This window comes from Mycolicibacterium litorale (genome assembly GCF_010731695.1).
In the GTDB taxonomy this organism is placed as follows: Bacteria; Actinomycetota; Actinomycetes; order Mycobacteriales; family Mycobacteriaceae; genus Mycobacterium; species Mycobacterium litorale.
In genome coordinates, this window is sequence record NZ_AP022586.1 from 2,147,658 (window position 1) to 2,171,274 (window position 23,617).

At 69.2% G+C, this 23,617-nt stretch carries 24 protein-coding genes and 4 tRNA genes; 19 read left to right on the forward strand and 9 right to left on the reverse strand.

Translation table 11 applies throughout. The features are described 5' to 3' along the window. Positions 1-8 precede the first annotated feature (8 nt). On the forward strand, positions 9-506 hold the full coding sequence (locus tag G6N30_RS10020) for a DUF1990 domain-containing protein (RefSeq protein ID WP_134052362.1): 498 nt from the start codon (positions 9-11) through the stop codon (positions 504-506). Here G6N30_RS10020 and G6N30_RS10025 read toward each other — a convergent pair. Next, on the reverse strand, positions 459-1,562 hold the full coding sequence (locus tag G6N30_RS10025) for a hypothetical protein (RefSeq protein ID WP_134052364.1): 1,104 nt from the start codon (positions 1,560-1,562) through the stop codon (positions 459-461). The genes G6N30_RS10020 and G6N30_RS10025 overlap by 48 nt on opposite strands. Positions 1,563-1,621: 59 nt before the next feature. On the opposite strand from G6N30_RS10025, the gene G6N30_RS10030 reads away from it, so the two are divergent. The 5 genes from G6N30_RS10030 to G6N30_RS10050 all read left to right on the forward strand — a co-directional run bounded on the left by G6N30_RS10030 (position 1,622) and on the right by G6N30_RS10050 (position 7,087). Continuing rightward, on the forward strand, positions 1,622-2,338 hold the full coding sequence (locus G6N30_RS10030) for a GAF and ANTAR domain-containing protein (protein ID WP_407664721.1): 717 nt from the start codon (positions 1,622-1,624) through the stop codon (positions 2,336-2,338). Between the two features lie 71 nt (positions 2,339-2,409). Next, a complete protein-coding gene (locus tag G6N30_RS10035; protein ID WP_179965573.1) occupies positions 2,410-2,811 on the forward strand; it encodes a phage holin family protein in 402 nt (133 codons plus the stop codon). After that, positions 2,808-3,098 (forward strand): DUF3618 domain-containing protein, encoded by a 291-nt coding sequence (locus tag G6N30_RS10040; protein WP_134052370.1) that lies wholly within the window; start codon positions 2,808-2,810, stop codon positions 3,096-3,098. The genes G6N30_RS10035 and G6N30_RS10040 overlap by 4 nt, the downstream gene beginning before the upstream one ends. A gap of 384 nt (positions 3,099-3,482) precedes the next feature. Further along, positions 3,483-5,132, forward strand: coding sequence for an ICP22 family protein (locus tag G6N30_RS10045; protein ID WP_234880091.1), 1,650 nt, complete (start codon positions 3,483-3,485; stop codon positions 5,130-5,132). 614 nt (positions 5,133-5,746) lie between these two features. Next, positions 5,747-7,087 carry a hypothetical protein gene (locus G6N30_RS10050; RefSeq protein WP_134052374.1) on the forward strand — a complete coding sequence of 447 codons (1,341 nt, stop codon included), beginning with the start codon at positions 5,747-5,749 and terminating at the stop codon, positions 7,085-7,087. 64 nt (positions 7,088-7,151) lie between these two features. Here G6N30_RS10050 and G6N30_RS10055 read toward each other — a convergent pair whose 3' ends face one another. Next, positions 7,152-7,742, reverse strand: coding sequence for a hypothetical protein (locus G6N30_RS10055; RefSeq protein ID WP_234880092.1), 591 nt, complete (start codon positions 7,740-7,742; stop codon positions 7,152-7,154). Between the two features lie 111 nt (positions 7,743-7,853). Further along, positions 7,854-7,928: transfer RNA gene (locus G6N30_RS10060), tRNA-Val, on the reverse strand. Between the two features lie 262 nt (positions 7,929-8,190). Here G6N30_RS10060 and G6N30_RS10065 point away from each other — a divergent pair. The 3 genes from G6N30_RS10065 to G6N30_RS10075 all read left to right on the forward strand — a co-directional run bounded on the left by G6N30_RS10065 (position 8,191) and on the right by G6N30_RS10075 (position 8,451). Beyond that, positions 8,191-8,263, forward strand: a tRNA-Gly gene (locus G6N30_RS10065). A 26-nt stretch (positions 8,264-8,289) separates the two neighbouring features. Continuing rightward, positions 8,290-8,360, forward strand: a tRNA-Cys gene (locus G6N30_RS10070). 16 nt (positions 8,361-8,376) lie between these two features. Continuing rightward, positions 8,377-8,451: transfer RNA gene (locus G6N30_RS10075), tRNA-Val, on the forward strand. 310 nt (positions 8,452-8,761) lie between these two features. Here G6N30_RS10075 and G6N30_RS10080 read toward each other — a convergent pair. Continuing rightward, complete coding sequence (locus tag G6N30_RS10080; protein ID WP_234880093.1) at positions 8,762-9,136, reverse strand: hypothetical protein; 375 nt, start codon at positions 9,134-9,136, stop codon at positions 8,762-8,764. Between the two features lie 272 nt (positions 9,137-9,408). Further along, complete coding sequence (locus tag G6N30_RS10085; protein WP_134052378.1) at positions 9,409-9,807, reverse strand: helix-turn-helix transcriptional regulator; 399 nt, start codon at positions 9,805-9,807, stop codon at positions 9,409-9,411. Between the two features lie 76 nt (positions 9,808-9,883). Here G6N30_RS10085 and G6N30_RS10090 point away from each other — a divergent pair, with 76 nt between their 5' ends. From G6N30_RS10090 to G6N30_RS10115, 6 genes are all read left to right on the forward strand, one after another. Further along, the gene (locus G6N30_RS10090; RefSeq protein WP_134052380.1) at positions 9,884-10,360 is read left to right on the forward strand and encodes an SRPBCC family protein; all 477 of its coding nucleotides are present in this window, start codon (positions 9,884-9,886) and stop codon (positions 10,358-10,360) included. A 59-nt stretch (positions 10,361-10,419) separates the two neighbouring features. After that, positions 10,420-11,142, forward strand: a complete 723-nt coding sequence (locus G6N30_RS10095; RefSeq protein WP_134052382.1) for a Clp protease N-terminal domain-containing protein — start codon at positions 10,420-10,422, stop codon at positions 11,140-11,142. 41 nt (positions 11,143-11,183) lie between these two features. After that, positions 11,184-11,660 carry an RNA polymerase sigma factor gene (locus tag G6N30_RS10100; protein ID WP_134052384.1) on the forward strand — a complete coding sequence of 159 codons (477 nt, stop codon included), beginning with the start codon at positions 11,184-11,186 and terminating at the stop codon, positions 11,658-11,660. Then, positions 11,657-12,247, forward strand: a complete 591-nt coding sequence (locus G6N30_RS10105; protein ID WP_134052385.1) for a methylated-DNA--[protein]-cysteine S-methyltransferase — start codon at positions 11,657-11,659, stop codon at positions 12,245-12,247. The genes G6N30_RS10100 and G6N30_RS10105 overlap by 4 nt, the downstream gene beginning before the upstream one ends. Positions 12,248-12,314: 67 nt before the next feature. Further along, positions 12,315-12,803: a hypothetical protein gene (locus tag G6N30_RS10110; protein WP_134052387.1), complete on the forward strand. Its 489-nt coding sequence runs from the start codon at positions 12,315-12,317 to the stop codon at positions 12,801-12,803. Next, a complete protein-coding gene (locus tag G6N30_RS10115; RefSeq protein ID WP_134052389.1) occupies positions 12,791-13,330 on the forward strand; it encodes a GNAT family N-acetyltransferase in 540 nt (179 codons plus the stop codon). Before G6N30_RS10110 ends, G6N30_RS10115 begins: the two co-directional genes overlap by 13 nt. On the opposite strand, the gene zapE is transcribed toward G6N30_RS10115, so the two are convergent. Continuing rightward, positions 13,327-14,376 carry a cell division protein ZapE gene (gene zapE / locus G6N30_RS10120; protein ID WP_134052391.1) on the reverse strand — a complete coding sequence of 350 codons (1,050 nt, stop codon included), beginning with the start codon at positions 14,374-14,376 and terminating at the stop codon, positions 13,327-13,329. The genes G6N30_RS10115 and zapE overlap by 4 nt on opposite strands. Positions 14,377-14,497: 121 nt before the next feature. After that, positions 14,498-14,638, reverse strand: coding sequence for a hypothetical protein (locus tag G6N30_RS10125; protein ID WP_163687497.1), 141 nt, complete (start codon positions 14,636-14,638; stop codon positions 14,498-14,500). Here G6N30_RS10125 and G6N30_RS10130 point away from each other — a divergent pair. The 3 genes from G6N30_RS10130 to msrB are packed head-to-tail and all read left to right on the forward strand — an operon-like array spanning position 14,637 to position 17,960. After that, the gene (locus tag G6N30_RS10130; protein WP_134052393.1) at positions 14,637-16,199 is read left to right on the forward strand and encodes an alpha/beta hydrolase; all 1,563 of its coding nucleotides are present in this window, start codon (positions 14,637-14,639) and stop codon (positions 16,197-16,199) included. The two genes, G6N30_RS10125 and G6N30_RS10130, sit on opposite strands and share 2 nt — an antisense overlap. Before the next feature lie 21 nt (positions 16,200-16,220). Continuing rightward, the gene (gene aftC, locus G6N30_RS10135) at positions 16,221-17,537 is read left to right on the forward strand and encodes an arabinofuranan 3-O-arabinosyltransferase (RefSeq protein ID WP_134052395.1); all 1,317 of its coding nucleotides are present in this window, start codon (positions 16,221-16,223) and stop codon (positions 17,535-17,537) included. 12 nt (positions 17,538-17,549) lie between these two features. Further along, entirely contained in the window at positions 17,550-17,960 is a 411-nt protein-coding gene (msrB, locus tag G6N30_RS10140) for a peptide-methionine (R)-S-oxide reductase MsrB (RefSeq protein WP_134052397.1), read from the forward strand. Here the strand turns inward: msrB and G6N30_RS10145 are convergent. Further along, the gene (locus G6N30_RS10145; RefSeq protein WP_134052398.1) at positions 17,920-20,250 is read right to left on the reverse strand and encodes a putative bifunctional diguanylate cyclase/phosphodiesterase; all 2,331 of its coding nucleotides are present in this window, start codon (positions 20,248-20,250) and stop codon (positions 17,920-17,922) included. The two genes, msrB and G6N30_RS10145, sit on opposite strands and share 41 nt — an antisense overlap. 320 nt (positions 20,251-20,570) lie before the next feature. Between G6N30_RS10145 and G6N30_RS10150 the strand changes: the two genes are divergently transcribed. Next, entirely contained in the window at positions 20,571-22,883 is a 2,313-nt protein-coding gene (locus tag G6N30_RS10150; RefSeq protein WP_134055129.1) for an arylsulfatase, read from the forward strand. Between the two features lie 25 nt (positions 22,884-22,908). Here G6N30_RS10150 and hemQ read toward each other — a convergent pair whose 3' ends face one another. Continuing rightward, on the reverse strand, positions 22,909-23,613 hold the full coding sequence (gene hemQ, locus G6N30_RS10155) for a hydrogen peroxide-dependent heme synthase (RefSeq protein ID WP_134052400.1): 705 nt from the start codon (positions 23,611-23,613) through the stop codon (positions 22,909-22,911). Positions 23,614-23,617: the final 4 nt, after the last annotated feature.

Sequence of the window (23,617 nt, forward strand, 5' to 3'; positions counted from 1 at the left end):
GTGGCGGGGTGAAGCTCAGCGACCTCGCCGCTCTGCCGTTGACCTATCCGGAGGTAGGCGCGACCGCCGGACCGATGCCGGCCGGATACCACCACATGCGGGAGTCGGCGGTGATCGGAACCGGCCGCGCGCGCTTCGAGCAGGCCGCCGCCGAGGTGATGCGGTGGGGCATGCTGCGCGGCGCGGGCGTCCGCGTCCGCGCCACCACCGAGGTCGCCGAGGTGGGCTCGGAAGTGATCGTCGGACTGGGTCCGGTGCGGGCGCCGTGCCGCGTCGTCTACGTGGTCGACGAACCCGACCGGCGCGGATTCGCCTACGGCACGTTGCCCGGGCACGCCGAAACCGGTGAGGAACTGTTCGCCGTGCGCTACGACCCCGCGACCGACCGGGTGTACGCGGAGGTGGCGGCGTTCTCCCGCCACGGCACCTGGTGGAGCCGGCTCGCCGGCCCGGTGACCTCAGTGCTGCAGCGCGTGGTCACCCGGCGGTACCTGCGGGCGCTGTGAGTCCCCGCTGACGGGGCGCCGGATCGCCACGTCGACCTGATAGGTCAGCACCGCCAGCGTGAACAAGCCGATCGACATGCTGATCAGCGCGGCGAAACCTTCGGTGGCGAAGTCGACGAAGGCGTTGAGGAAGGTGAACAGCAGCGCTGCGTTGCGCAACCAGCGCAGCGGCCACAGCCGGGTCGTGCGGTGCCGGGCGATCATCGCCGGCACCGCGATCGCCGAGGTCACCGCCGCGTTGACGACCAGGATCACCGATGCCGGGTTCATCCCGTCCAACCGCACGGTGACGTCGTCGTCCTGGTAGAAGTAGCCGCCGAGCGCGATGCCCAGCAGCCCGAAGAACAGCCCGCTGACCGCGCTGACCACCAGCAGCCAACCGACCACCGGCACCCAGCGCGGACTGCGGAAGAAGCCGGGGATCAGCCGCGGCACCCACCGCTGCAGCCGGTAGAGCCGGTCACTCGAGGTCCCGGCGGCCGCGATCAGGCCGCGCACGTGTCCGACCGCTGCCCGATCCGCCCCCGACTGCTCGGCCTGCACCAGCAGCGCCAGCCCGATTTCGCGGCGGTGGTCGGCGAGTCCGCGGGCCACGCCGTCCGCGGCGATCGCCGTCGCCGAGGCCAGACACTCCCGCGCGGTCAGCGGCCGGAAGTCGCGGACCATGCGCGCGCCGACGAGGATCGCGACGACCAGGATGTACATGATCTCGGCGGCCGGCCCGTAGAAGTAGTCGTTGTCCTTGGTGACGAACTTGCCGACCTCGTCGAGGAACAGGCCGAACCCCACGCCGCCCATGACGACAGCCGCCACCCGCGCACCCGCGCCGATCAGCAGCCAGCCCGTCAGCAGCGCGAGCATCATCAGCGCGCCACCCCACAGCGCGTGCGCGATGTGCAAGTTGCCGCCGCCGACCTGCGGATATCCGGTCAACTGCAGATACAGACGAGTGATGAGGATGGTGGCGATGGCGATCAGCACGAACGCTTCGGCGGAGGACGAACCGGTGGCGTCTCGGGTCATCACACCGCGGCGGTCAGAACGGACGTTGTTCATGCATCCCCCGGCAGATGGAGCGCGTAGTCTTGAGCAACTTAACGGAGGAGCATGATCGGATGGTGCTGGTGAACGAACCTGCCGGCGTCGACGGTGTACATCGGCGAATCGCCGAGCTGGTGCAGCAGTTGCACGGTCAGGCTGACGCCGACCCCGACGCGGTGCTCGCGGAGCTCGTCGAGCACGCGGCGGTCGAGATCCCGGGCGCCGACTGCGCCGGCGTCACGGTCACCCGCAACGCCAAGAAGATCGACACCCCGGCGGCTTCTCACAGGTGGCCGATCCTCCTCGACGAAATCCAGCAACGCCACCGCGAAGGTCCGTGCCTCACCGCGGCCTGGGAAGAGCGCACCGTCCACGTCGCCGATCTCGAGCACGACGACCGCTTCCCGAACTACCGGCGTGATGCGCTCGAGCAGACCCCGATCCGCTCGGTCATGGCGTTCCAGCTCTTCATCGCCGACGAGACGATGGGCGCGATCAACGTCTACGCCGAGACACCCCACGCCTTCGGGCCGGAAGCTCGTGAGATCGGGCTGGTCTTCGCCGCGCACTCCTCGGTGGCCTGGAACTCGGCGCGCCGCGACGAGCAGTTCAGACAGGCGCTGCTCAGCCGCGACGTCATCGGGCAGGCCAAGGGGATGATCATGGAGCGCTACACCGTGGACGCCGTGCAGGCCTTCGCGCTGCTGCGCAAGCTGTCGCAGGACGCCAACGTCCCGCTGATCAAGATCGCGACCGACCTCACCACCAAAGCGGGTCCGTCCAAGATCTGACGTTCGGGTTTGCGCCCTCCGGACGCGGGGCACCACATCCTCACACAGGCAACACAGAGGGTTGGTGCGTGATGAGTCTCGAATCGAAGCCGGGCGCCGACGCGTCGCTCGGAGAGCTGATGAGTCAACTGTCCGCCCAGACGTCGCGGTTGGTGCGCGACGAATTGCGGTTGGCCCAGAAGGAATTCCAAGAATCAGCGAAGCACGCCGGCATTGGTGCCGGATTGCTCAGCGTGGCAGGCATTTTCGCATTTCTCGGGTTGGCGACGGTGATCGCCGCCGCGGTGGCCGCGCTGTCGCTGGTGCTTCCCGTGTGGGCATCGGCCCTGATCGTCGCACTGGTGTTGTTCGTCGTCGCCGGTGTCGCGGCGACGGTGAGCAAAAAGCAGGCCGAGGAAGTCACCCCGGCGGCCCCCCGAACCGTGGAAACGGTGAAGGCCGACATCCAAGAGGTAAAGGACCGAGCGTCATGACCGCACCCGACCGCCCCGAACCCGGCCCGGACGCCGGCGTGGAAGACATCGAGGCCGATATCGAAGCCACGCGTCAACAGCTCGGCGAGACGGTCGAGGCACTGTCCGCCAAACTCGACGTCAAGCAGCAGGCCAAGGACAAGGTCGACGAGACCAAGCAGCGCGTCGCGGTCAAAGCGCAAACCGCGCAGCATGTAGTGACCGATAATCCGCAGAAGACCGTCCCCGTGGTGGCCGTCGCCGTGGCTCTCCTGGTGGCGCTCATCGTGTGGCGCCGGCGCCGCTGAGACCACCCCTCGGAACGTGCCCCGCGGCGGTGTGACACGCCCGGGAAAAAAATTTGCTCTATTTTCAACGACTCAGGCGATTTTAAGGCTCCTCATAGGTTATGGTTCTCGCATCTTAGGTGGTCGGGGGACCATACCTAACTGATGAGGGGGGCCACGATGTCGGAACATACTGCCGAGTCTTTCGGAACTGAGTTTGCGCGGGAAGAGGTGGCCGACGGCCGCTCACGCCGTCGCTCCGGGCGGATCACCGGTCGGCACCGTCGTGCGAAAACTGCAACGTCGACAGTTGCTGCCGACATGACGCCCGGCGTGCACATCTCGCACGGGGCGGGCGCCTCAGCAAATTCGCCGCGGCGACGTGCACGGGGCAGGCGCGGGTCGTTGCGACCGGCCATCACGGGTGGAATCGCCGTCCTCGGCGCCACCGCGCTGGTCGGGACGTTCGTCACACCCGCTCCTGCCGAGGCCCGCTCCACCGCGTACGAGGTGAGCGCCCCGACACCGACGCCACTTCTGGCGGCCCTGGCGCTGCCGTTCGACCCGGCGGAACTCGAAGCCGCGGCGAGGGCGGTGATCGATTTCGACCTCGACGGCGTGTTCCGGTTCAACAGCGACCTCGTCAACCTTCTCGCACGGTTGGGGGCCAGCCTGCGGCTCGAGCTCGATGTCGACCTCGACGCCGAGGAGATCGCCGCGTCCTTCGCGGACCTCATCAACGCCATCGCCTACGACATCAACGGCGGCATCGCGGCGCTCAACGGTGCCGTCGACCTGGGTGCCGCACTGGTCGCCGAGATCGCGCTGGCCGCCTCGACCGCCGCAGTCGACGGGGTGGACGCGGTCACCGGCGCGCTGGTGAGCCTCCTGGCCGCGATCACGCCGGAAGGCGACGTGGCCGCCGACCTGTCGGCCGCGATCGGTGCGGCCATCGGCGATATCGGCGACCTGATCTCGACCGGGTTCATCGGCGCGGGCGCGGCGGTCACCTGGAAGGCCACGCTGGACGACCTGCTGGTCGACCTGGTGGCGACGGGCGGTATCGCGCTGACCAACGGTGTGACCGGGAGCCTCGTCGCGCTGCTGGGCGGCACGGCGGACCTGCCGGACATCGACGGCGGCGATGTGGTGCTGGCGCTCGGTGAGCTGGCGGAGCTCTTCGCCGACGGCATCAACGGTGGGTTGCTCACCGCGGGCGATGCGGTGGAGCTGGGCGTCACGGTGATCGGCGACCTTGCGAGGGCGCTGGCCGAGGCCGGCGTGGGACTGCGGGCCGACATCACCGGCGCGCTGCTGGGCGCGCTGGGTGCGCCCGAAGCCGTCGTCGAGCTGGTCGGTGACATCTCCGTAGGGATCGACGCCGGGCTCCGCGGCCTGGGCGAGGCGATCGCGTGGAAGTTCGTCCTCGACGACGTGCTCGTCGACGTCGGGGTCGCCGGAGGGGTCTCGTTGGTGAACGGACTGACCGCGGCACTGTTCGCCGGGGCCGGCCTGCCGCTGCCCGACCTGCCGGACGTCGACTTCGCCGCATCGGTGCGGGCGCTGATCAATCACCTCGCCGTCGGGCTGGGCATCGACCTCGACCTCGAGGTGGATGTGGACGCTGATGTGGACGCTGACGTGGACGCCGACGTCGAGGTCGACGCGGACGGTGAGCTCGAGGGTGACGGCGAGGTCGTCACTGCCGGGGCGGACACGCAGCGCTTCGGTGTCGAGGCCGGCGAGGTCGATTCCACGCCGGATGCGCCGGCCGACGACGCGCAGGAACCGGCCGCGGACGGCGACGAGCAGCAGGGCTCGGACGGCGCGGAGCTCGAGGAGGTCGACCCCGCCGATGAGGTGGAGGCCGTCGACGGTGCCGACGACGTCGCCGAGGGTGACGATGCGGATGAGGTGAGCGAGCCGGAGGCCGGCACGGACGCCCCCGAGGCGGAGGCCGGCGACGCGGGCGAGGCCGGTGACGTCGGCGAGGCCGGTGCGGACACCAGCGGTGACACCGGAGGCGACACCGGAGGCGACACCGGAGTCGAGTGACGACAGTTGTTCGCCGCGAGACTGAACTCACGCAGCATGGCTCTCGCACATCGCCTGCGTGGCTTCAGTCTCGTGTCCCAGCGAGCTCATGCGGCGGCATCGTTGGTGTAGGTGACGACGCGGATGATCACCGCGATTCTCCTCAAATGATGTTTGCGCAAGTATTGTCCGCCACGACAGTCGAGCCTTTCCGGACAATGCCGGCGGGCGATCTCGCTCGAATTGGCCGTATCGCCGATGAGCCTGTGACGGCCCTGAATGTTCGCTGCGCGACGCACAGGCCGCTTTGAGGAGAAGTACCGGATGCTGCCAGTATGCGCCGCCTGAGCTGCGACATCACCGCGCGAAGGCCGTCCTGCCGCTTCGCTGGATTTGCACGACAGCTGTGAGAATCGATGCACAAGAAAACACTTTCCCCGGCGTCATTATTGTGTGTGCAACATTTACGGGCATGTAAATCCGCGTGACCCGTACCTTTTTGGTAACCGCGGTGTTACGTTGCTGGGACTTATGGCTTTCTGCCGGTTGATCCAAGGGGGATTCACATGTCCAAACATCGGAAAGACGCGCCGCGCGGAGGCGCATCGACCGGCCGGGGTCGGCGGTGGCCGGTCATGCCGTTCATGATGGGGGGCGTTGCGCTTGCGGGTGGCGCCGCGGTTCTGCTGACCCAGCCCGGCGGACCGTCGCCACTGACCGCACTCGAGTCCGATTCGGCGACGACGATCGAGACCAAGACCATCGCCTACACGCTGACCTCCACCGGCAGCTTCCTCCCCCAGGCGCCGCTGCCCTGCATCGAGGGTCTGTTCTGCAGTGACGAGGCCGGCGCGGACAGCGGCACGCTGTTCAACGCGGCAGCCCTGAACTTCAACCCCGCCGGCGGGTCGTTCTTCGGCCTCATCGGGCCCGGTGGCCTGCTGATCGGTGACGGCCTTCCCGGCCAGGATGCCTACGTCGACGAGGACGGCGTCTTCCACCCGGCGACCCCGGGCGGCAACGGCGGACTGCTGTTCGGCAACGGCGGCGCAGGCGGTGACGGCCTCGCAGCCGGCTACTACGACACCGACGGCGACGGCGACATCGACGATGATGACGACTTCCTCGCCGCGACCGCCGGCGCGAACGGTGGCGACGGCGGGGAGTTGTTCGGCAGCGGCGGTGCCGGCGGTATCGGCGGTTCGGATCTTCGCGCGGGCGTAGGCGGAACAGGAGAACTCGGCAACGCGACCGGGGCTGCCGGCGGTAACGGCGGCCGCGGAGGGTTGTTCTTCGGTAACGGCGCCACAGGTGGTGCCGGCGGCTCGGCCTCGTCCATCGACGGCACGGCGACCGGCGGCCGTGGCGGTATCGGCGGCGATGCATCGCTGGTCGGCGACGCCGCTGACGGCGGCGCGGGCGGCAACGCCACGACCGGCGGTGACGACGCGACCGACGCCGCGGTCGGTGGCGCCGGCGGAGCCGGTGGCCAAGGCATCGTCGGCAATGGCGGTACCGGCGGGGCCGGCGGCGACGCAGTAGCCGACAACGGCAACGCGACCGGCGGCGCTGGAGGCGACGGTGGCACGTCCGATGTGGGCACCGGCGGCGACGGCGGTACCGGTGGCGACGCCGTCTCGGACGACAACACCGCGACGGCCGGTGACGGCGGCGCAGGCGGCCGGACGATCGTCAGCGGCCCCGGTGGCAACGGCGCTGACGGCGGCAACGCCGTCACGGGCAGCGACGATGAAGCGGACTCCGCGAACGGCGGCAACGGTGGAGACGGCGGCATGGGTGGCTGGCTCGGCAGCGAAGGCGGCGACGGTGGCGACGGCGGCGACGCCACGGGCACCGATGACGCCGAAGCCAACCCCGGTTCGGGCGGTGCCGGTGGCGCCGGCGGGATCGGCGGCGCGAGCGGTGCCAGCGGCGACAACGGCACCGGAACGCCGGCCGGCGACGCCGGTGCGTGACAGCTGTCGCTGAGGCGACACACGATAGTCCCCGGGGCCCTCAGGCCCCGGGGACTATCGTTCGTCAGGCGCAGAGCGGGGTGATGGACTTACTGATCGCGTCGGCGTCACGTAACCGCGCCGCCTGGTCGGGGTCCGAAATCGGCAGGCCGGCAGTGGCATTGGCGCCGATGTCGAGCAGCACGTTCGCGAAGCGCTGCACCGCGTCGTGCAGTTCGTCCGGCGTGGACGGGCTCAGGCGCGCGAGCAGATAGTGGCCGCCCTCGGACAGCGAGAGCCGCGCGTTGGCGGCGACGGCCAGATTCCCGGCGACGTCGGCCGGCCCGCCTGGCACGGCGAGGTTCGTATTGAGACTGACGCCTTTGCGGACGGTCTCCACCGCCGAGCAGACCGTCTTCTTCGCTTCGTCGGGTTGCTGCGCCGAATCGGCAGGCTGCGCGGAATCCGTGTTCTGCGCCGGTGCGGATTCAGTCGGCTTGAGCGCCGCGTAGGCCGCGAGGCACACCGCGATCACCGAAAGCACCAGCGCCGCCAGCGCCAATCTCGAATTTCGTTGCGACGGTACGGGATTACCGCGGCGAGAGGTCGTCACTCCCGAGTTGGGCGTACGCGTGTCATGGGTTGAGGCCGCATCATCGGCGGTCGGTTCCGGCATGTCCGAATCGTAACGGCCGCTGATCCCGTTGCGGTGGTCAGTTGCCGAAGCCCGGCAAACAGATTGCGTTGGCAAAAAGTGGGCGTCACGACGGTCAGGCGTGACTCATGGTGGTGGTCCCGGCTGGTTTCGAACCAGCGACCTTCCGCGTGTGAGGCGGACGCTCTCCCACTGAGCTACGGGACCTGGTGGGATCGGCCCCGACGAGTGGGCCGAACGACGTCGAAGACTAGCACGAGCTCACGGGCGGACAGGAATCCGCTGCTCACTTCCGTATCGGCCGTCGACTTCCGCACCAGGGCTGCCGCCGGCGGCACATCGCGACCCAGGTGTCGAAATCGGCGCACCGGCCGGCCTCGGGACCAGTGCGGCCGAAGGGATTTGTGTGGCCAGGCATGCGTGCACTATCGTTCTGCATCGCAACGGGCGACGATCTCGCCCGGAGCATGCGGATGTAGCGCAGTTGGTAGCGCATCACCTTGCCAAGGTGAGGGTCGCGGGTTCGAATCCCGTCATCCGCTCGAGGTGCAAAGGCATCAACCCCAGCGGTGGAGTGGCCGAGTGGTGAGGCAACGGCCTGCAAAGCCGTGCACACGGGTTCGATTCCCGTCTCCACCTCCGACGTAGGATCCCGGCGCGATTAGCTCAGCGGGAGAGCGCTTCCCTGACACGGAAGAGGTCACTGGTTCAATCCCAGTATCGCGCACCACATTCTCAGCTCCGGCCCGGCATCCACCGGGCCGTCGCTGTTTCTCGGGCAAGTCGGGCTTCACGCGCTTCTCCCGCCGGGAAAACCATTCCGGGGCCATTGGGTCGGGTGCCGTCGGAAAGTCGCGCAGACACCATGACAGGCGTGTCAACGGGCCCAAGCGGGTTTCATCCGCCCCACGGCGGGCATGTGATGGACAGGTTCTCGTGGGTTCAGCAGCGAAGCCCGGCGAGGCCGCACCGTGGCAGAAAAAAAGCCGCTGCGCACCTCGCGCAGCGGCTTTCCCGTCACCGGCCGACCGGCCGACCAGCTACCAGCTGGCCATGCCCGGCCCGTTGCGTGCGGGCCCCGTCCCGATGTAGGGACCGATACCCCCGGTGATCGACGGCACCGCGCGGAGGCTGTCCTTCACCACGCCACCCGACGGAGGCAGCGGCTCGCCCTTCGATGAGCGGCGCACGTCGGACGGGCCGGCGTTCGCCACGCCCTTACCGGTCGTGCGGACACCGCCCTCCGGGGCCGGGTTGGCGTCGAACGTCGGATTCGGCTTGCCACCGATGTCGATCACGTCCGCGTTCGCGGTGCCTGCGCCAAGCGCCAGAAACGCTCCGGCCACCGCCAGCGTCCCGGTCGCGACCACCACCAGCTTCTTCGTCCTGCCCGCCAGCGCATCGATACGCCCCATCATCGGCCTCCTATCGCCCGGCGGGATTCGCATCCCCGATCATGATCACTTGTGCGCGAACCCTAGCAGCGAAGAACGGCCGCGTAGGCACACTCGTACCAAATGGGCAGCGAGTGGAAAAGCGCGAATACGGCTCGTCGAGAGTTAGGGAATTCGCCAGATTCGCTCGGGCGGCACGTCTTCGGAGGACGGCGGACGCCGCAGCGCGGGGATCGGTTCGCGCTACGTTCCCCACCCCGCGCTCAAACCCGCGACAATGCACGAGCAAATGGCTACGCGCCGCGGCGAGCCTCGCGGTCATCGCGCTGCCGAGTGGTGCGCAGCGTGGCACTGGGCTGGGTGCCGAACACCCGGCGGTACGCGACGCTGAAACGCCCTGCGTGCGCGAAGCCCCACCGGCCTGCGATCGAGTTGACGGTGTCGACGGTGGGGTCGGCGGCCTGCAGATCCCGATGCGCACGGTCCAAACGCACTCTGCGCAGGTACTCCAACGGCGTCACGCCGAGGTGCCTGCGGTACATGTACTGGACCGCCCGAGGTGTCAGGTTGGCCGCCGCCGCGATCTCACTGAGTCCGATGTCACTGTCGGCGTTCTCGTGGATGAACGCTACCGAGCGACGCAGACTCGGCGGACGGTGTCCGCCGGTCGGTAGATCGTGAAGGTTCGTCATACCAATCACGCGTACCCCGCACGGCAAACTTTCAAAACACGGCCACCGGCAGTGCCCCACTGACACGATCGACGGCATGACCGACCGCATCGAAGTCCAGCGCGTGATCGCCGCCGCCCCCGAAGCGATCTTCGGAGTGCTCTGCGACCCGCAGGGACATGTCGCGATCGACGCCTCGGGCATGCTGCAGGACGCCGACGGGCAGCCGGTTTCCGCGGTCGGCGACACCTTCGTCGTCCACATGGACCGGGAGGCGCTCAACGATTTCCCCATGGGGAAATACGAAGTGACCGTGGAAATCCGCGAGTTCGAACCCCATCGGCGCATCGCCTGGACGATCCTCGGGCAGATCCGCCCCCAGATCGGGCACATCTACGGGTACACCCTCGAGCCCACCGCGGACGGCACCGTCGTCACCTCGTTCTATGACTGGTCGCAGATCGACGACAAGTGGCGGGCGGCCGGCATCTTCCCCGTCATCAGCGAGAGTGCGCTGCGCGCGACGCTCGGCATCCTCGACCGCGCGGTCCGGCGCGGCTACGTGCGCAGCTAAAGCCACCACGCCGTCAACCAGACGTTGACGCAACCGGATCGTCAACTTACAGTTGACGCATGGCAAACCGCATTGCTCACCCCGTCCGGCTCGACGACCTCATCGACGCCATCAAGACCGTCCACAGTGAACCGCTCGAACAGCTCACCGACGCCGTCCTCGCCGCCGAAGCCCTCGGCGACGTCGCCGACCACCTGATCGGCCACTTCGTCGACCAGGCTCGCCGCTCGGGAGCGTCCTGGACCGACATCGGCAAGTGCATGGGCGTGACCAAGCAGGCCGCGCAGAAACGGTTCGTCCCGAAGGCCGACACCGAACCACTCGACCCGAACCAGGGCTTCGCCCGTTTCACCCCGCGGGCGCGCGCCGCGGTGGTGCACGCCCAGAACGCAGCCCGCGACGCCCGACACTCGGAGATCTCCCCCGACCACCTGCTGCTCGGCCTGCTCGTCGACACCGAATCGCTCGCCGTCGCGCTGCTCGCGGCCCAGGGTGTCACCCCCGACGGGCTGCGGTCCGCCGTGGCGCTGCGCCCAGCCACCGACGGTGAAACGCTGGACCTGGTCCCGTTCAACGGCCCGGCGAAGAAGGTCCTCGAGCTGACGTTCCGAGAGGCGTTGCGCCTCGGACACAACTACATCGGCACCGAGCACCTCCTGCTGGCCCTGCTGGAGTCCGAGGACGCCGACGGCCCGCTCCACCGCCTCGGCGTGGACAAGGACCGGGCTCAGACGGATCTGATGGGGCTGCTCGACTCGATCACGGTGACGAAGAAGGACTGATCTCACATCGCGGCCGGCCGCGGCGTCTACAAGATGTGACGATGCGACCGTTCGAAGACGTGGTGGCCGAACACGGACCGACCGTGCTGCGGGTGTGTCGCGCCGTCATCGGACCCGTCGACGCCGAGGACGCGTGGTCGGAGACCTTCCTTTCGGCACTGCGGGCCTATCCGGACCTGCCGGCCGACGCCAACGTCGAGGCCTGGCTGGTGACCATCGCCCACCGCCGGGCCCTCGACGTCGGCCGCGCCAACGCCCGGCGCCCGGCGCCGGTCGACGCCGTGCCCGAACGCCCGGCCGTCCGCGGCGACCCCGCAGACGGACACCCCGAGTTGTGGGCGGCTCTGGAAGCACTGCCCACCAAACAGCGCCAGGCCGTCGCCTACCACCACATCGCGGGGCTGCCGTTCGCCGAGATCGCCGGCCTGCTCGGCAACTCCCCCGACGCCGCGCGGCGCGCCTGCGCCGACGGCCTCAAGAAGCTGCGCTCGCTCTACCGTGAGGAGTCCCTCCCATGACCGCCGACATGTTCCATCCGCTCGCCGACGACGCCACGCTCGCCCGCCTGCACGACCGGCTGGCCGCCGACGCCGACGCCGACGGCGTGCTCGACGTCGCCTACCGGACCGTCGACACCCCGGTGGGGACGCTGCTGCTGGCCGCCACCCCCGCCGGCCTCGTCCGCGTGGCCTACGACGTCGAGGACCACGCCGCCGTCCTGACCACCCTCGCCGCCAGGATCAGCCCGCGCATCCTGCGCGCCCCGCGGCGGCTCGACCCCGCGGCACGACAGCTCGACGAGTACTTCGCCAAACGGCGCACCTCCTTCGACGTGCCGGTGGACCTGCGGCTGGCCGACGGGTTCCGCCGCAACGTGGTGGAGCAGCTGCGCGCGATCGGATACGGCGAGCGGGCCAGCTACGCCGCGGTCGCGGCCGCCGTCGGCAATCCCAGGGCCGTACGCGCCGTCGGCAGCGCCTGCGCGCACAACCCGCTGCCGGTCGTGATCCCGTGCCACCGCGTCGTGCGCTCGGACGGGACCGCCGGCCAGTACGTCGGCGGAGCCGCCGCCAAGGCGGCGCTGCTGCGCCTGGAGGCCGCCTGACCGCCGAACCCGTGTGGCCCCGCCGCCGGGTGTGCCATCATGCGAGGCACACCTAGGGAGGGAAACCATGCGCCGGCTCCTGCTGCTGCTCACCGCGCTGACCGTCGCCGCCGGGCTCACCGCGGCACCCGCGGTCGCGGTGAACTCGCCCATCGGCCGCATCGGTCAACCGCTGCGGGTCGAGTTCAAGGGCCTGGTCGCCGACGTCACCGTGGTCAGCGTCGAACCGTCGCCGATCCCGCCGGGCTTCGGATATCCGCCCCGCCCGCCGCGCAACCAGGTGTGGCGCGCCAACGTGGTGGTCCAGCCGATCAAGGTGCCGGTGCCCTACGCGATGGCGATCACGTTCCAGTTCCGCGGCGTCACCGCGACCGGCGACGCCTACGAACCCCGCAACACCGACGCCCCCGACGCCCTGTCGGCCGCACTCACGAACGCCCCGGCCGGGTCGACGGTCAGCGGCGGCGTGTGGTGGGACTGCTACCGCGACCTGGTGTCGAATGTCGTGCTGATCGACAAGGTCACCGGCCAACACCTCGCGCAGTGGAATCTGTAGGCCTGCACGTAGTCCCGGCCTCCAGCGCCGACCTCGCCGAACTCGCCGGCGTCGCCGCCCGCACCTTCCCGCTGGCGTGCCCACCGTCGGCCAGCGCGGAGAACGTCGCCGCGTTCGTCGCCGAGAACCTCTCGGCGACGCGGTTCGCCGACTACCTCGCCGATCCCGACCGCGTCGTGCTCATCGCCCGTGACGACACGCGAATCCTCGGCTACGCCATGCTGATCCGCGGTGTGCCTGATGACGACGACGTCCAGCAGGCGGTGTCGCCGCGCCCGGCCATCGAGCTGTCCAAGATGTACGTGCTGCCCGAGAGCCACGGCACCGGCGCATCGCCGGCGCTGATGACCGAGGCGCTCACGCTGGCACGCGACACCGGCTACCGGTGCGTCTGGCTGGGCGTCAACCAGGAGAACCGGCGGGCCCAGCGGTTCTACGCCAAACACGGCTTCGCGGTGACGGGCACGAAGACGTTCCGCCTCGGCGACGGCGTGGAGAACGACTTCGTGATGGTCTGCCCGCTCTAGGCCTGCTGCCCCGCCGCGGTCAGGGCCAGCAGGCGCGACGTCGCGCGCAGGTACTTCTTGCGGAACCCGCCGGCGAGCATCTCCTCGCTGAAGATGGTGTCCAGCTTCGATCCGGAGGCCACCACCGGGATACCCGCGTCGTAGAGCCGGTCGGTCAGCGAGACCAGGCGCAGCGCCACGCTCTGATCGTCGAGCGGGTGCACCCCGGTGATGAAGACCTGCGAGACGCCCTCGATCAGCGACAGGTACCGCGACGGGTGCATGGTCGCCAGATGCGCGCACAACGCGTCGAAGTCGTCGAGGGTCGCGCCCGGGGTGCCCTCGGCCCGGCCGGTGACCTCGGCATCGGTCAGCGGCTCGGGCGCGGGCGGCAGGTCGCGGTGCCGGTAGTCGGGGCCCTCGATCCGCACCGTGGTGAAAATCGAAGCGAGCGTGTTGATCTCGCGCAGGAAGTCCTGAGCGGCGAAGCGGCCCTCCCCCAGCTGCTCGGGCAGTGTGTTCGAGGTCGCCGCGATCGACACGCCGCGCTCCACCAGCTGGGACAGCAGCCGGGAGATCAGCGTGGTGTTACCCGGGTCGTCGAGTTCGAACTCGTCGATGCAGACCACGACGTAGTCGCTGAGCAGCTCCACGCTCTCGGCGAACCCGAAGACGCCGGCCAGCTGGGTGAGTTCGCCGAACGTCGCGAACGCCTTCGGATGGGCCTGCGATTCGGGCAGCTCGTAGTACGACGACGCGAGCAGGTGGGTCTTGCCCACCCCGAACCCGCCGTCGAGGTACACCCCGACACCGGGCAGCACCTCGCGCTTACCGAACAGCTTCTTCTTGCCCGCTCGCCGCGCAACCGCGTCGGCGCAGAAGGCGCGACAGGCGTCGACAGCCGCGGCCTGCGACGGTTCGGCGGGGTCGGGCCGGTAGTTGTCGAAGCTGACGTGGGTGAACGTCGGCGGCGGCACCAGCTGGGCGATGAGGCGCTCCGGGGTGACACTGGGATGCCGGTCGACGAGATGGTCCGGTTGATTCGGCGCACCACTGGACCCAGGCATGCTCCGCAGCGTAGCGACGTGCTGCAATCGTTCCTATGTCCGACGCCGCGGCTGGGACGCAGTTCACAGTGCTCGGCCCCATCGAGACGGTCGGTGACGACCGGGCGGGCGACTTCTACGCCTACCCCGACGACCTGCGGCGCTGCTGGGTGTACTCGCCGAGGGCGGGCCCGGCGTACTCGGCATGCTCACCGAGGACGACGACTATCTGTACTGCCGCTACGTCCGGAGCCGGTAGCGGCGCCGCTACTGTGGTCAGCATGCGTCGGCACCCCCCGCTGCTCCGGGCCCTGAGCCTGTCGACGGTCGCGCTGGTGCTGGCCGGCTGCGCGCCCGGGCTGGCGGCCAACCCGCGGTTCGCCACCGACAACGGGGCACGCCCGCAGGGTCAGCCCGAGACCACCCAGCAGCAGGCCGGGCCGCCGCCGGTCGAGGTCCCGAAGAACGACCTGTCGTGGCGGAACTGCACCGACGAGGTGTTCGGCAACGCGGCCGTCGACCCGGTGCCGGGCGTGAAGCTCGACTGCGCCACCTACGACGCCGACCTCGACCCCATCGACGGCGCGACCGGCACCGTGACGATCGGCGTCGTGCGCGCCACGTCGCCGAAAACCCCGGCCGACGCCGGTCCGGTCGTGATGACCACCGGTTCGGACCAGCCCTCCTCAGTGCAGCTCCCGGTGTGGCTGGCACGTTCGCAGGCGCTGCTCGACAAGCATCCGATCGTCGCCGTGGATCGTCGCGGCATCGGGATGTCCGGCGCGCTGGAGTGCCGCGACCTCTACGACCGCCAGGAGATGATCGAACAGGCCCAGTTCGCCTACGGCGACGATCCGGTCGCCAACCTCGGCGCGATCACGATGACGGCGACCACGAGTTGCACCGACACCATCGCCCCCGGCGACTCGGCCTACGACAACGCCCACGCCGCCGAGGACCTCGAGCGGTTGCGCAGCACCTGGGACGTGCCCGCACTGGCGTTGCTGGGGATCGGCAACGGCGCCCAGGTGGCGCTCGCCTACGCCGGCTCGCACCCCAACAAGGTGGCCCGCCTCGCGCTCGACTCGCCGCTGCCGCTGGCGATCGGCGCCGAGGCCGCCGCCGAACAGCGCGTCCGGGGTGAGCAGGCCGCGCTCGACGCGTGGGCCGGTCAATGTGTGGCGATCGGCTGCCCGGCGGCGCCCGAACCGAAGGGCGTCGTCGACGGACTGCTCTCCGAGGCGCGCGCAGGCAACGGCCCCGGCGGCGCATCGGTGGCCGCCGTGGCCGACGCGATCTCCACCGCGCTGGCCTTCCCGCGCGGCGACGGTGTCGCGCCCATCAACGATCTCGGCGCGGCGCTGGCCGGCGCCGCGTCCGGCGACACCGCCCGGCTGACGGCGCTGATCACCGACGCCGAGACCCTGCGCCAGACCGACGGGCAGTTCGTGAACTCCTGCAGTGACGCGCTGAACCGCCCGACTCCCGACCGGGTGCGTGAGTTGGTCGTCGCCTGGGGCAAGCAGTACCCGCAGTTCGGCGTCGTCGGTGCGCTCGATCTGGTCACGTGCCTGAACTGGCCGAGCGGGTCGGCGCCGCCGGAGCCCAAGGACCTCCCGGTGCCGGTGCTGCTGCTCGGTGTGCAGAACGATCCCATCGTCGGCAACGAAGGCGTCGCCGCGGTGGCGGCCACGATCCTCAACGCCGGCGCCTCCAACAAGCGGGTGATGTGGCAGGGCATCGGCCACGGAGCGAGCGTCTACTCGGCGTGCGCACTGGCGCCGGTGATCGATTACCTCGGCGACGGCACGCCGCCGGAGACCGACACGTACTGTCCGGCCTGACGTCTGGCCGCATGCGCGCCGGTGTACGGTTCGCTCGTGGCGGCAGCAGACACTCTTCGCACCGGCCTCCTGAACGCCTTCCGTCCTCGCACGTCCCCGCCCGATACGGCGACCGTGCTGCGGTCGGTGCTGTGGCCGTTGGCCATCATGTCGATCATCCACCGCAGCTTCGTGCTGGCGACCAACGGCTACATCACCGACGACTTCGGGCCGGTGTACCGGGCGGTGGTGAACTTCAAGCTCGGTTGGGACATCTACAACGAGCACTTCGACCACGTCGACCCGCACTACCTGTATCCGCCCGGCGGGACGCTGCTGCTGGCGCCGTTCGGCTACCTGCCCGTGGACGCGTCGCGGTACTGGTTCATCTTCTTCAACGCCGTCGCGATCCTGCTGGCCGCCTACTTCATGCTGCGGTTGTTCAACTTCACGTTGGCCTCCGTCGCCGCGCCGGCGCTGCTGCTGGCGATGTTCTGCACCGAATCGGTCACCAACACTCTGGTTTTCACCAACATCAACGGCTGCCTGCTGCTGATGGAGGTGCTGTTCTTCCGGTGGCTGCTCGACGGGAAACGCAGCCACGAATGGTGGGCCGGGGTCGCCATCGGGTTGACCCTGGTGGTGAAACCCTCACTCGCGCCGCTGTTGCTGCTGCCGCTGCTCAACCGGCAGTGGCGGGCGCTGGTCACCGCGTTCGGCGTCCCGCTGGCGTTCAACCTCGCGGCGTGGCCGCTGGTCAGCGACCCGATGAACTTCGTCCGCCGGACGGTCCCCTACATCCTGTCCACGCGCGACTACTTCAACAGCTCCATCGAGGGCAACGGCATCTACTACGGGCTGCCGATGTGGCTGATCCTGCTGCTGCGCCTGACGTTCGTGCTGCTGGCGATCGGCAGCCTGGTCCTGCTCTACCGCTACTACCGCACCCGAGATCCGCTGTTCTGGATGCTGACGTCCTCGGGTGTGCTGCTGACCACCTCGTTCCTCGTGCTCTCCCTGGGCCAGGGCTACTACTCGATGATGCTGTTCCCGTTCCTGATGACCGTGGTGCTGCCCAATTCGGTGCTGCGCAATTGGCCGGCCTGGCTGGCCATCTACGGGTTCATGGCCATCGACAAATGGCTGCTGGTGCACTGGCTGACCACCGGGCGGTTCCTCGAGTACCTCCGGTTCACCGCCGGGTGGGGGCTGCTGATGGTGGTGGTGTTCGCGGTGCTCTACTTCCGCTACCTCGACGCCAAGGCCGACGGCCGCCTCGACCGCGGTATCGATCCGCCCTGGCTGGCGGGTCCGGCCGAGCCTGCGCCGCAGGTCAGGCGGGCGACGCCGACACCGTAGTAACTTGGGATCATGACTGCTCCCAAGGTGCAACTGACCGACGACGAGTGGCGCAAGAAGCTCACCCCCGAGGAGTTCGCGGTGCTGCGCCGCGCCGGCACCGAGCGGCCCTTCACCGGCGAGTACACCGACACCAAGACCGAGGGCGTCTACCAGTGCCGGGCGTGCGGCGCCGAACTGTTCCGCAGCACCGAGAAGTTCGAATCCCACTGCGGTTGGCCGTCGTTCTTCGATCCGGCCGATTCCGACGCGGTGATCCTGCGGACCGACGACTCCCTCGGGATGCGACGTGTCGAGGTGCTGTGCGCGAACTGCCACAGCCATCTGGGCCACGTGTTCGAGGGTGAGGGCTACCCGACGCCGACCGATCAGCGGTACTGCATCAATTCCATCTCACTGCGGCTGGTGCCGGCGGCCGGATAGTCTCCTCGCGCAACAGCGTCGCGACGGCGGGCGCACTCAGCGGCGGGCTGTAGTGGAAACCCTGCGCGACGTCGCAGCGGTACGCCCGAAGGCGTTCGGCGGTCTCCGCGTTCTCCACACCTTCGGCGACCGTCGTCAGGCCCAGGGTCTGCGCGAGGCCGACGACCGCGCGCACCACCTCCCCGGCGCGCGGGTCCCAGATGATCGGGCCGATGAACTGACGGTCCAGCTTGACCTCGTCGATCGGCAGTTCGCGCAGATAGCTCAGCGCCGAGTACCCGCTGCCGAAGTCGTCGATGGCGACCCGCACTCCGTGCCTGCGTAATTCTCGGAGCACCGCGCAGGTCCGCTTGATGTCGGGCAGGATCAGGTCCTCGGTGATCTCCAGGGTCAGCGCCTCGGGCGGCAGGCCGCGCGCCCGCAGCGCCGAGACGATCCGGTCGGGCAGGTCGGCGTCGGCCATGCTGGCGGCGAAGAGGTTGACCGCGACCGGGACCGGCGTGCCGCGCGCGGCCCATTCGGCGGCGTCGTCGAGCGCCTTGTCGAGCACCAACTCGGTGACCGACGCCATCAGCCCGTGCCTGCGGACCATCGGCAGGAAGTCGTTGGGACTGAGCACTCCGTGGACCGGATGCGGCCACCGCACCAGCGCCTCGAGACCGGCGAGCTCCGATGACTCGAGGTGGTACTTCGGCTGGTAGACCACGGCCAGTTCCTGGCGGTCGATGGCCTGGCGCAGCTCGCCGAGCAGTTGCACCGCCGCCACGCCCCCGCCCTTGGCGCCCGTGTCGCCCACCTGCAGCAGACCCGAATGCTCGGGGTACTCCAGCGTCATCTCCGGCGTGAACACGTGCACGCCGTCGGTGCGGGACCGCTTGGCGGCGTACATCGCGGCGTCGGCGCATTTGAACAGGTGCTCGCCGAGCGGATCGGGATCGTCCTCCGGGGAGGCGACGGCCAGGCCGACGCTCGGCCGCATCAGCAGGCTCTGCCCGTCGACGCCGAAGGGCGAGTCGAACGCCTCGACGATGCGGTGGGCGATCTCCAGCGAGTGGTCGGCGCGGTCCTCGATGAGCACGGCGAATTCGTCGCCGCCGACCCTGGCCAGGGTGTCGCCGGGCCGCACGCACGTCGCGAGGCGTTCGGCGACGCGGGTGAGCAGTTCGTTGCCCGCCGCGTGCCCGAGGCTGTCGTTGACCATCTTGAAGTCGTTGAGGTCGAGGGAGAGCACCGCCACCGCGCGGGCGTCGCGTTCGCGCAGCTGCATGGCATGGGCCAACCGGTCGTTGAACAGCGCGAGGTTGGCCAGGCCGGTCAGCGGATCGCGCAGCGCCTGATCGGCCACCATGCGCAGCAGCCTGCGGTTCTCCCACGACGCCAGGAACTGCCGCAGGCAGATCGCGACGATCACGACGATCACCGTCGCCCGCAGCACACCGTCGAGGACGACGATCGCGGCGCCGCTGCCGCCGACCAGAAGCGGCAGATAGGGCAGCCACAGCGAGATGCTGGTGGGCAGCTGCGGGGTGTCGTCCGGCGCGGTGGGTGCGCCCCGGCTGATCAGCGCGGCCGCCCCGAAGAGCACCGTTGCGGCCACCCAGCCCACATCGATGGGAAGCGCGGCGGCGTAGGTGCCCTCCGCGGTGATCCACGCGAAGGTGATGTCGGACAGCGTGATCAACGACAGGGCCGCGGTGAGCAGCATCAGCGGGCGCCGCCGCCGAGGGCCGGCACGGACCAGGACCAGACCCGCCACCGCGAGCACCATCAGGTCGAGCAGCGGGTAGGCGAGCGCCAGGCTCACCACGAGCTTGTCGTCGCGGAAGCTCTCGTAGACGCCGCGCAGGGCCAGCACCCACGCCAGCAGGAACAGCGACAGCGCGAAGATCAGCCCGTCGAGTACGAGACGCAACCGGGACTGCCCCGCCGACACGATCGGCCACTGCACCAGAGCCAGGCAGCTGAAGACGGGGAACAGCAGGAAGCCGAGATCTGCGACCGACGGGAACGACGCGCGGTGCAGCGCCATGTCCAGATAGCCGTAGATCAGCTCGCCCGCCGTCCAGCCGCCGAAGGCGACAGCGAAGCAGACCCACACGCCGCGGAACCGTCCGGTCGAGGCGCGCGCGGCCAGTACGGCGCAGACCACGGCGTACCCCGCGAAGACGGCGACCCCGAAATTGTCGGCCACCTCCACACCCGGCAGGCCGCCGACGAGCCAGACCGTGAGCACCACCGCCGCCACCGCGGAACCGGCGATGACGGTCAGCTCCGCAGGCCTGGCGTGCATGCCCGACACCCCGCCTCCACACCGTTTTCACGTGGTGCGCCGGGCTCCCCCACCGAGGCGCACGTTCGCCGAGGCTAGCAAATCGGCGGTGGCCCGGGACCCGGTTGCGCGATCCGGGTGGATCGCCGGTGACCCCGCGCAGGGAGTGGAAATTCGTGCAACACGGCTGCGCCGATCGTCGCCATGTTCCAGACTGGGTGCTGCGATGTGAATGCCCGGTCGGTGGACCACGATTGGCGTGGTCTGCTCGCGGTCCCGGCCGCAACGACGATGTGGCTGAGGAAGGCGGCGGTGTGTCAGAGGCGTCTGGTGATCGGGTCATAGCTCCGGTGTTGCCGGGTGGCGGTGTGTTGCCGTTCGCTCCCGTGCCGTCCGGCAGTGTCGCGGGCCGCACGCTGCAGGAATCGACCTACCGGCCGCGGGTACCTCCGAAGCGCTTGCACGACGATTCGCCGAACATCGTCATCGTGCTCATCGATGATGCCGGACCCGGATTGCCGTCGACATTCGGTGGTGAGGTGACCACCGCGACACTGGACCGGATCTGCGGAGAAGGAGTGTCCTACAACAGGTTTCACACCACAGCGATGTGTTCGCCGACGCGGGCTTCGCTGCTGACGGGCCGCAATCATCACGAGATCGGCAACGGTCAGATCGCCGAGCTGGCCAACGACTGGGACGGGTATGCCGGCAAGATCCCGCGATCCAGCGCGACCGTTGCCGAGGTGCTCAAGCAGTACGGTTATGCGACCTCCGCATTCGGCAAGTGGCACAACACTCCCGCCGAGGAGACCACCGCCGCGGGACCGTTCGAGAACTGGCCCACCGGACTGGGTTTCGAGTACTTCTACGGTTTCCTCGCCGGCGAGGCCTCGCAGTACGAGCCGCACCTGGTGCGCAACACCACCGTGGTCGCCCCGCCCCGGACCCCGGAAGAGGGCTACCACCTGTCCGAGGACCTGGCCGACGACGCCATCGGCTGGCTGCGCCGGCACAAGGCGTTCAACGCCGACAAACCGTTCTTCATGTACTGGGCCAGTGGCTGTCTGCACGGTCCGCACCACATCATGAAGGACTGGGCGGACAAGTACGCCGGCAAATTCGACGACGGCTGGGACACCTACCGGCAGCGGGTGTTCGAGCGCGCCAAGCAGAAGGGCTGGCTCCCGCAGGACTGCCGGCTCACCGAACGTGACGAGACGCTGGCCGCCTGGGACGACATCCCCGAGGACGAGAAGCCGTTCCAGCGCCGTCTCATGGAGGTCGCCGCCGGCTACGCCGAACATGTCGACGTGCAGGTCGGCCGTATCGCCGACGAATTGGACCACCTGGGCTACGGCGAGAACACGCTGTTCTTCTACATCTGGGGCGACAACGGCTCCTCGGGCGAGGGTCAGAACGGCACCATCGCGGAGCTGTTGGCGCAGAACGGGATTCCCACCACCGTCCGTCAGCACATCGACGCCCTCGACGAGCTCGGCGGGCTGGACGTGCTCGGCTCCCCGCTGGTCGACAACCAGTACCACGCCGGATGGGCGTGGGCCGGCAGCACCCCGTACAAGGGCATGAAGTTGCTCGCGTCGCACCTGGGCGGCACCCGCAACCCGATGGCAGTGCGGTGGCCGGCCAAGATCACCGCCGACCCGGCACCGCGTGACGTGTTCCTGCACTGCACCGATGTGGTGCCGACCATCTACGACGTCGTCGGGATCGAGGCGCCGCGCACCGTCTACGGCGAGCCGCAGATGCCGCTGGCCGGAGCGAGTTTCGCCCGGACCCTGGCCGACCGCACCGCACCCGGCGGCAAGAAGACCCAGTACTTCGAGATCATGGGGAGCCGGGCCATCTATCACGACGGATGGCTGGCCGCCGCGCGCGGTCCACGGTTGCCCTGGGTTCCCGGGCAGCCCGAGGGCATCGCCACCTGGACCCCGGACAACGACCGGTGGGAGCTGTACCACCTTGAGGAGGACTGGTCACAGTCCCGAGATCTCGCAGACCGCCTGCCCAAGAAGCTGGCCCAGATGCGGGAGTTGTTCGCCATCGAAGCGGCCCGCAACGCGGTGCTGCCCATCGGCGGCGGGTTGTGGGTGCCCGTGTATCACCCGGAACTGCGCATCTCCCCGCCGTACCGGGAGTGGGAGTTCGCCGGCGACATGGTGCGGATGCCCGAATTCTGCGCACCCGCTCTGGGAAACAGGAACAACGTCGTCACCATCGACGTCGACATCCCCGCCGACGCCAACGGGGTGCTGTACTCGCTCGGTGCAGCGGCGGGCGGACTGACCTGCTACCTCGACGAGGGTCACCTCTGCTACGAGTACAACCTGTTCATCCTGTCGCGCACCAAGATCCGCTCGGAGAGCAAGCTGCCGCCCGGGCGGACGACCCTGGTGGTGACGACCCGGTACGCGCAGCCGCGTCCGGCCGGTCCACTCGACATCACGATCGCCCGAGACGGTGACACCATCGCCGCGGGCTGCGTCCCGATCAGCGCGCCACTGCTGTTCACCGCCAACGACTGCCTCGACATCGGCACCTGCCTCGGCTCACCGGTCTCCTTGGACTATCGCGAACGCGCCCCGTTCCCCTTCGAGGGCCACATCCATCGGGTCCACGTCGCCTACACCTGAGCGGCAGGGGTGATGCCGGGCATGCCTACGGCAGGCGGGTGACCAGCTCTTCGACGCCCACGCGCGGGCCGGTGAAGAACGGCGTCTCCTCGCGGACGTGCCGCCGTGCGTCGGTGGCGCGCAGATCACGCATCAGGTCGACGATGCGGTGCAGTTCGGGCGCCTCGAAGGCGAGGATCCACTCGTAGTCGCCGAGCGCGAACGCCGGCACGGTGTTGGCGCGGACGTCCTTGTAGCCGCGCGCGGCCATCCCGTGTTCGCTCAGCATTCGCCTGCGCTCGTCGTCGGGCAGCAGATACCAGTCCAGCGACCGGACGAACGGGTAGACGCAGATGTAGTTACCCGGGTCCTCCCCGGCGAGGAAGGCGGGGATGTGGCTCTTGTTGAACTCAGCGGGCCGGTGGAGTGCGACGTTGCTCCACACCGGCGAGCTGGCCCGGCCCAGCGCGGTGGTGCGCCGGAAGTCGGCGTAGGTGGCCTGCAGCGCCTCCACGGTGTCGGCGTGGGTCCACATCATGAAGTCGGCGTCGGCGCGCATGCCCGCGATGTCGTACAGCCCGCGGACCACCACGCCGCGTTCCTCCTGCTGTTTGAGGAAGGTCGCGGTCTCGTCGACCACCGCCGCGCGTGCCTGCTCGTCGTATCCCAGCTCCCCCGGGCGGACCGAGAACACCGAAAACATCAGGTAGCGGATGGTGGAGTTGAGTGCGTCGAAGTCGAGCTTGGCCATGGTT

Coding starts and splice junctions, on each gene's coding strand:
- G6N30_RS10025 (WP_134052364.1), bottom strand. CDS start 1,562: ATGAACAACGTCCGTTCTGACCGCCGCGGTGTGATGACCCGAGACGCC.
- G6N30_RS10030 (WP_407664721.1), top strand. CDS start 1,622: ATGGTGCTGGTGAACGAACCTGCCGGCGTCGACGGTGTACATCGGCGA.
- G6N30_RS10035 (WP_179965573.1), top strand. CDS start 2,410: ATGAGTCTCGAATCGAAGCCGGGCGCCGACGCGTCGCTCGGAGAGCTG.
- G6N30_RS10040 (WP_134052370.1), top strand. CDS start 2,808: ATGACCGCACCCGACCGCCCCGAACCCGGCCCGGACGCCGGCGTGGAA.
- G6N30_RS10050 (WP_134052374.1), top strand. CDS start 5,747: ATGCCGTTCATGATGGGGGGCGTTGCGCTTGCGGGTGGCGCCGCGGTT.
- G6N30_RS10055 (WP_234880092.1), bottom strand. CDS start 7,742: ATGCCGGAACCGACCGCCGATGATGCGGCCTCAACCCATGACACGCGT.
- G6N30_RS10080 (WP_234880093.1), bottom strand. CDS start 9,136: ATGGGGCGTATCGATGCGCTGGCGGGCAGGACGAAGAAGCTGGTGGTG.
- G6N30_RS10085 (WP_134052378.1), bottom strand. CDS start 9,807: ATGACGAACCTTCACGATCTACCGACCGGCGGACACCGTCCGCCGAGT.
- G6N30_RS10090 (WP_134052380.1), top strand. CDS start 9,884: ATGACCGACCGCATCGAAGTCCAGCGCGTGATCGCCGCCGCCCCCGAA.
- G6N30_RS10095 (WP_134052382.1), top strand. CDS start 10,420: ATGGCAAACCGCATTGCTCACCCCGTCCGGCTCGACGACCTCATCGAC.
- G6N30_RS10100 (WP_134052384.1), top strand. CDS start 11,184: ATGCGACCGTTCGAAGACGTGGTGGCCGAACACGGACCGACCGTGCTG.
- G6N30_RS10105 (WP_134052385.1), top strand. CDS start 11,657: ATGACCGCCGACATGTTCCATCCGCTCGCCGACGACGCCACGCTCGCC.
- G6N30_RS10110 (WP_134052387.1), top strand. CDS start 12,315: ATGCGCCGGCTCCTGCTGCTGCTCACCGCGCTGACCGTCGCCGCCGGG.
- zapE (WP_134052391.1), bottom strand. CDS start 14,376: ATGCCTGGGTCCAGTGGTGCGCCGAATCAACCGGACCATCTCGTCGAC.
- G6N30_RS10130 (WP_134052393.1), top strand. CDS start 14,637: ATGCGTCGGCACCCCCCGCTGCTCCGGGCCCTGAGCCTGTCGACGGTC.
- G6N30_RS10125 (WP_163687497.1), bottom strand. CDS start 14,638: ATGCTGACCACAGTAGCGGCGCCGCTACCGGCTCCGGACGTAGCGGCA.
- msrB (WP_134052397.1), top strand. CDS start 17,550: ATGACTGCTCCCAAGGTGCAACTGACCGACGACGAGTGGCGCAAGAAG.
- G6N30_RS10145 (WP_134052398.1), bottom strand. CDS start 20,250: ATGCACGCCAGGCCTGCGGAGCTGACCGTCATCGCCGGTTCCGCGGTG.
- hemQ (WP_134052400.1), bottom strand. CDS start 23,613: ATGGCCAAGCTCGACTTCGACGCACTCAACTCCACCATCCGCTACCTG.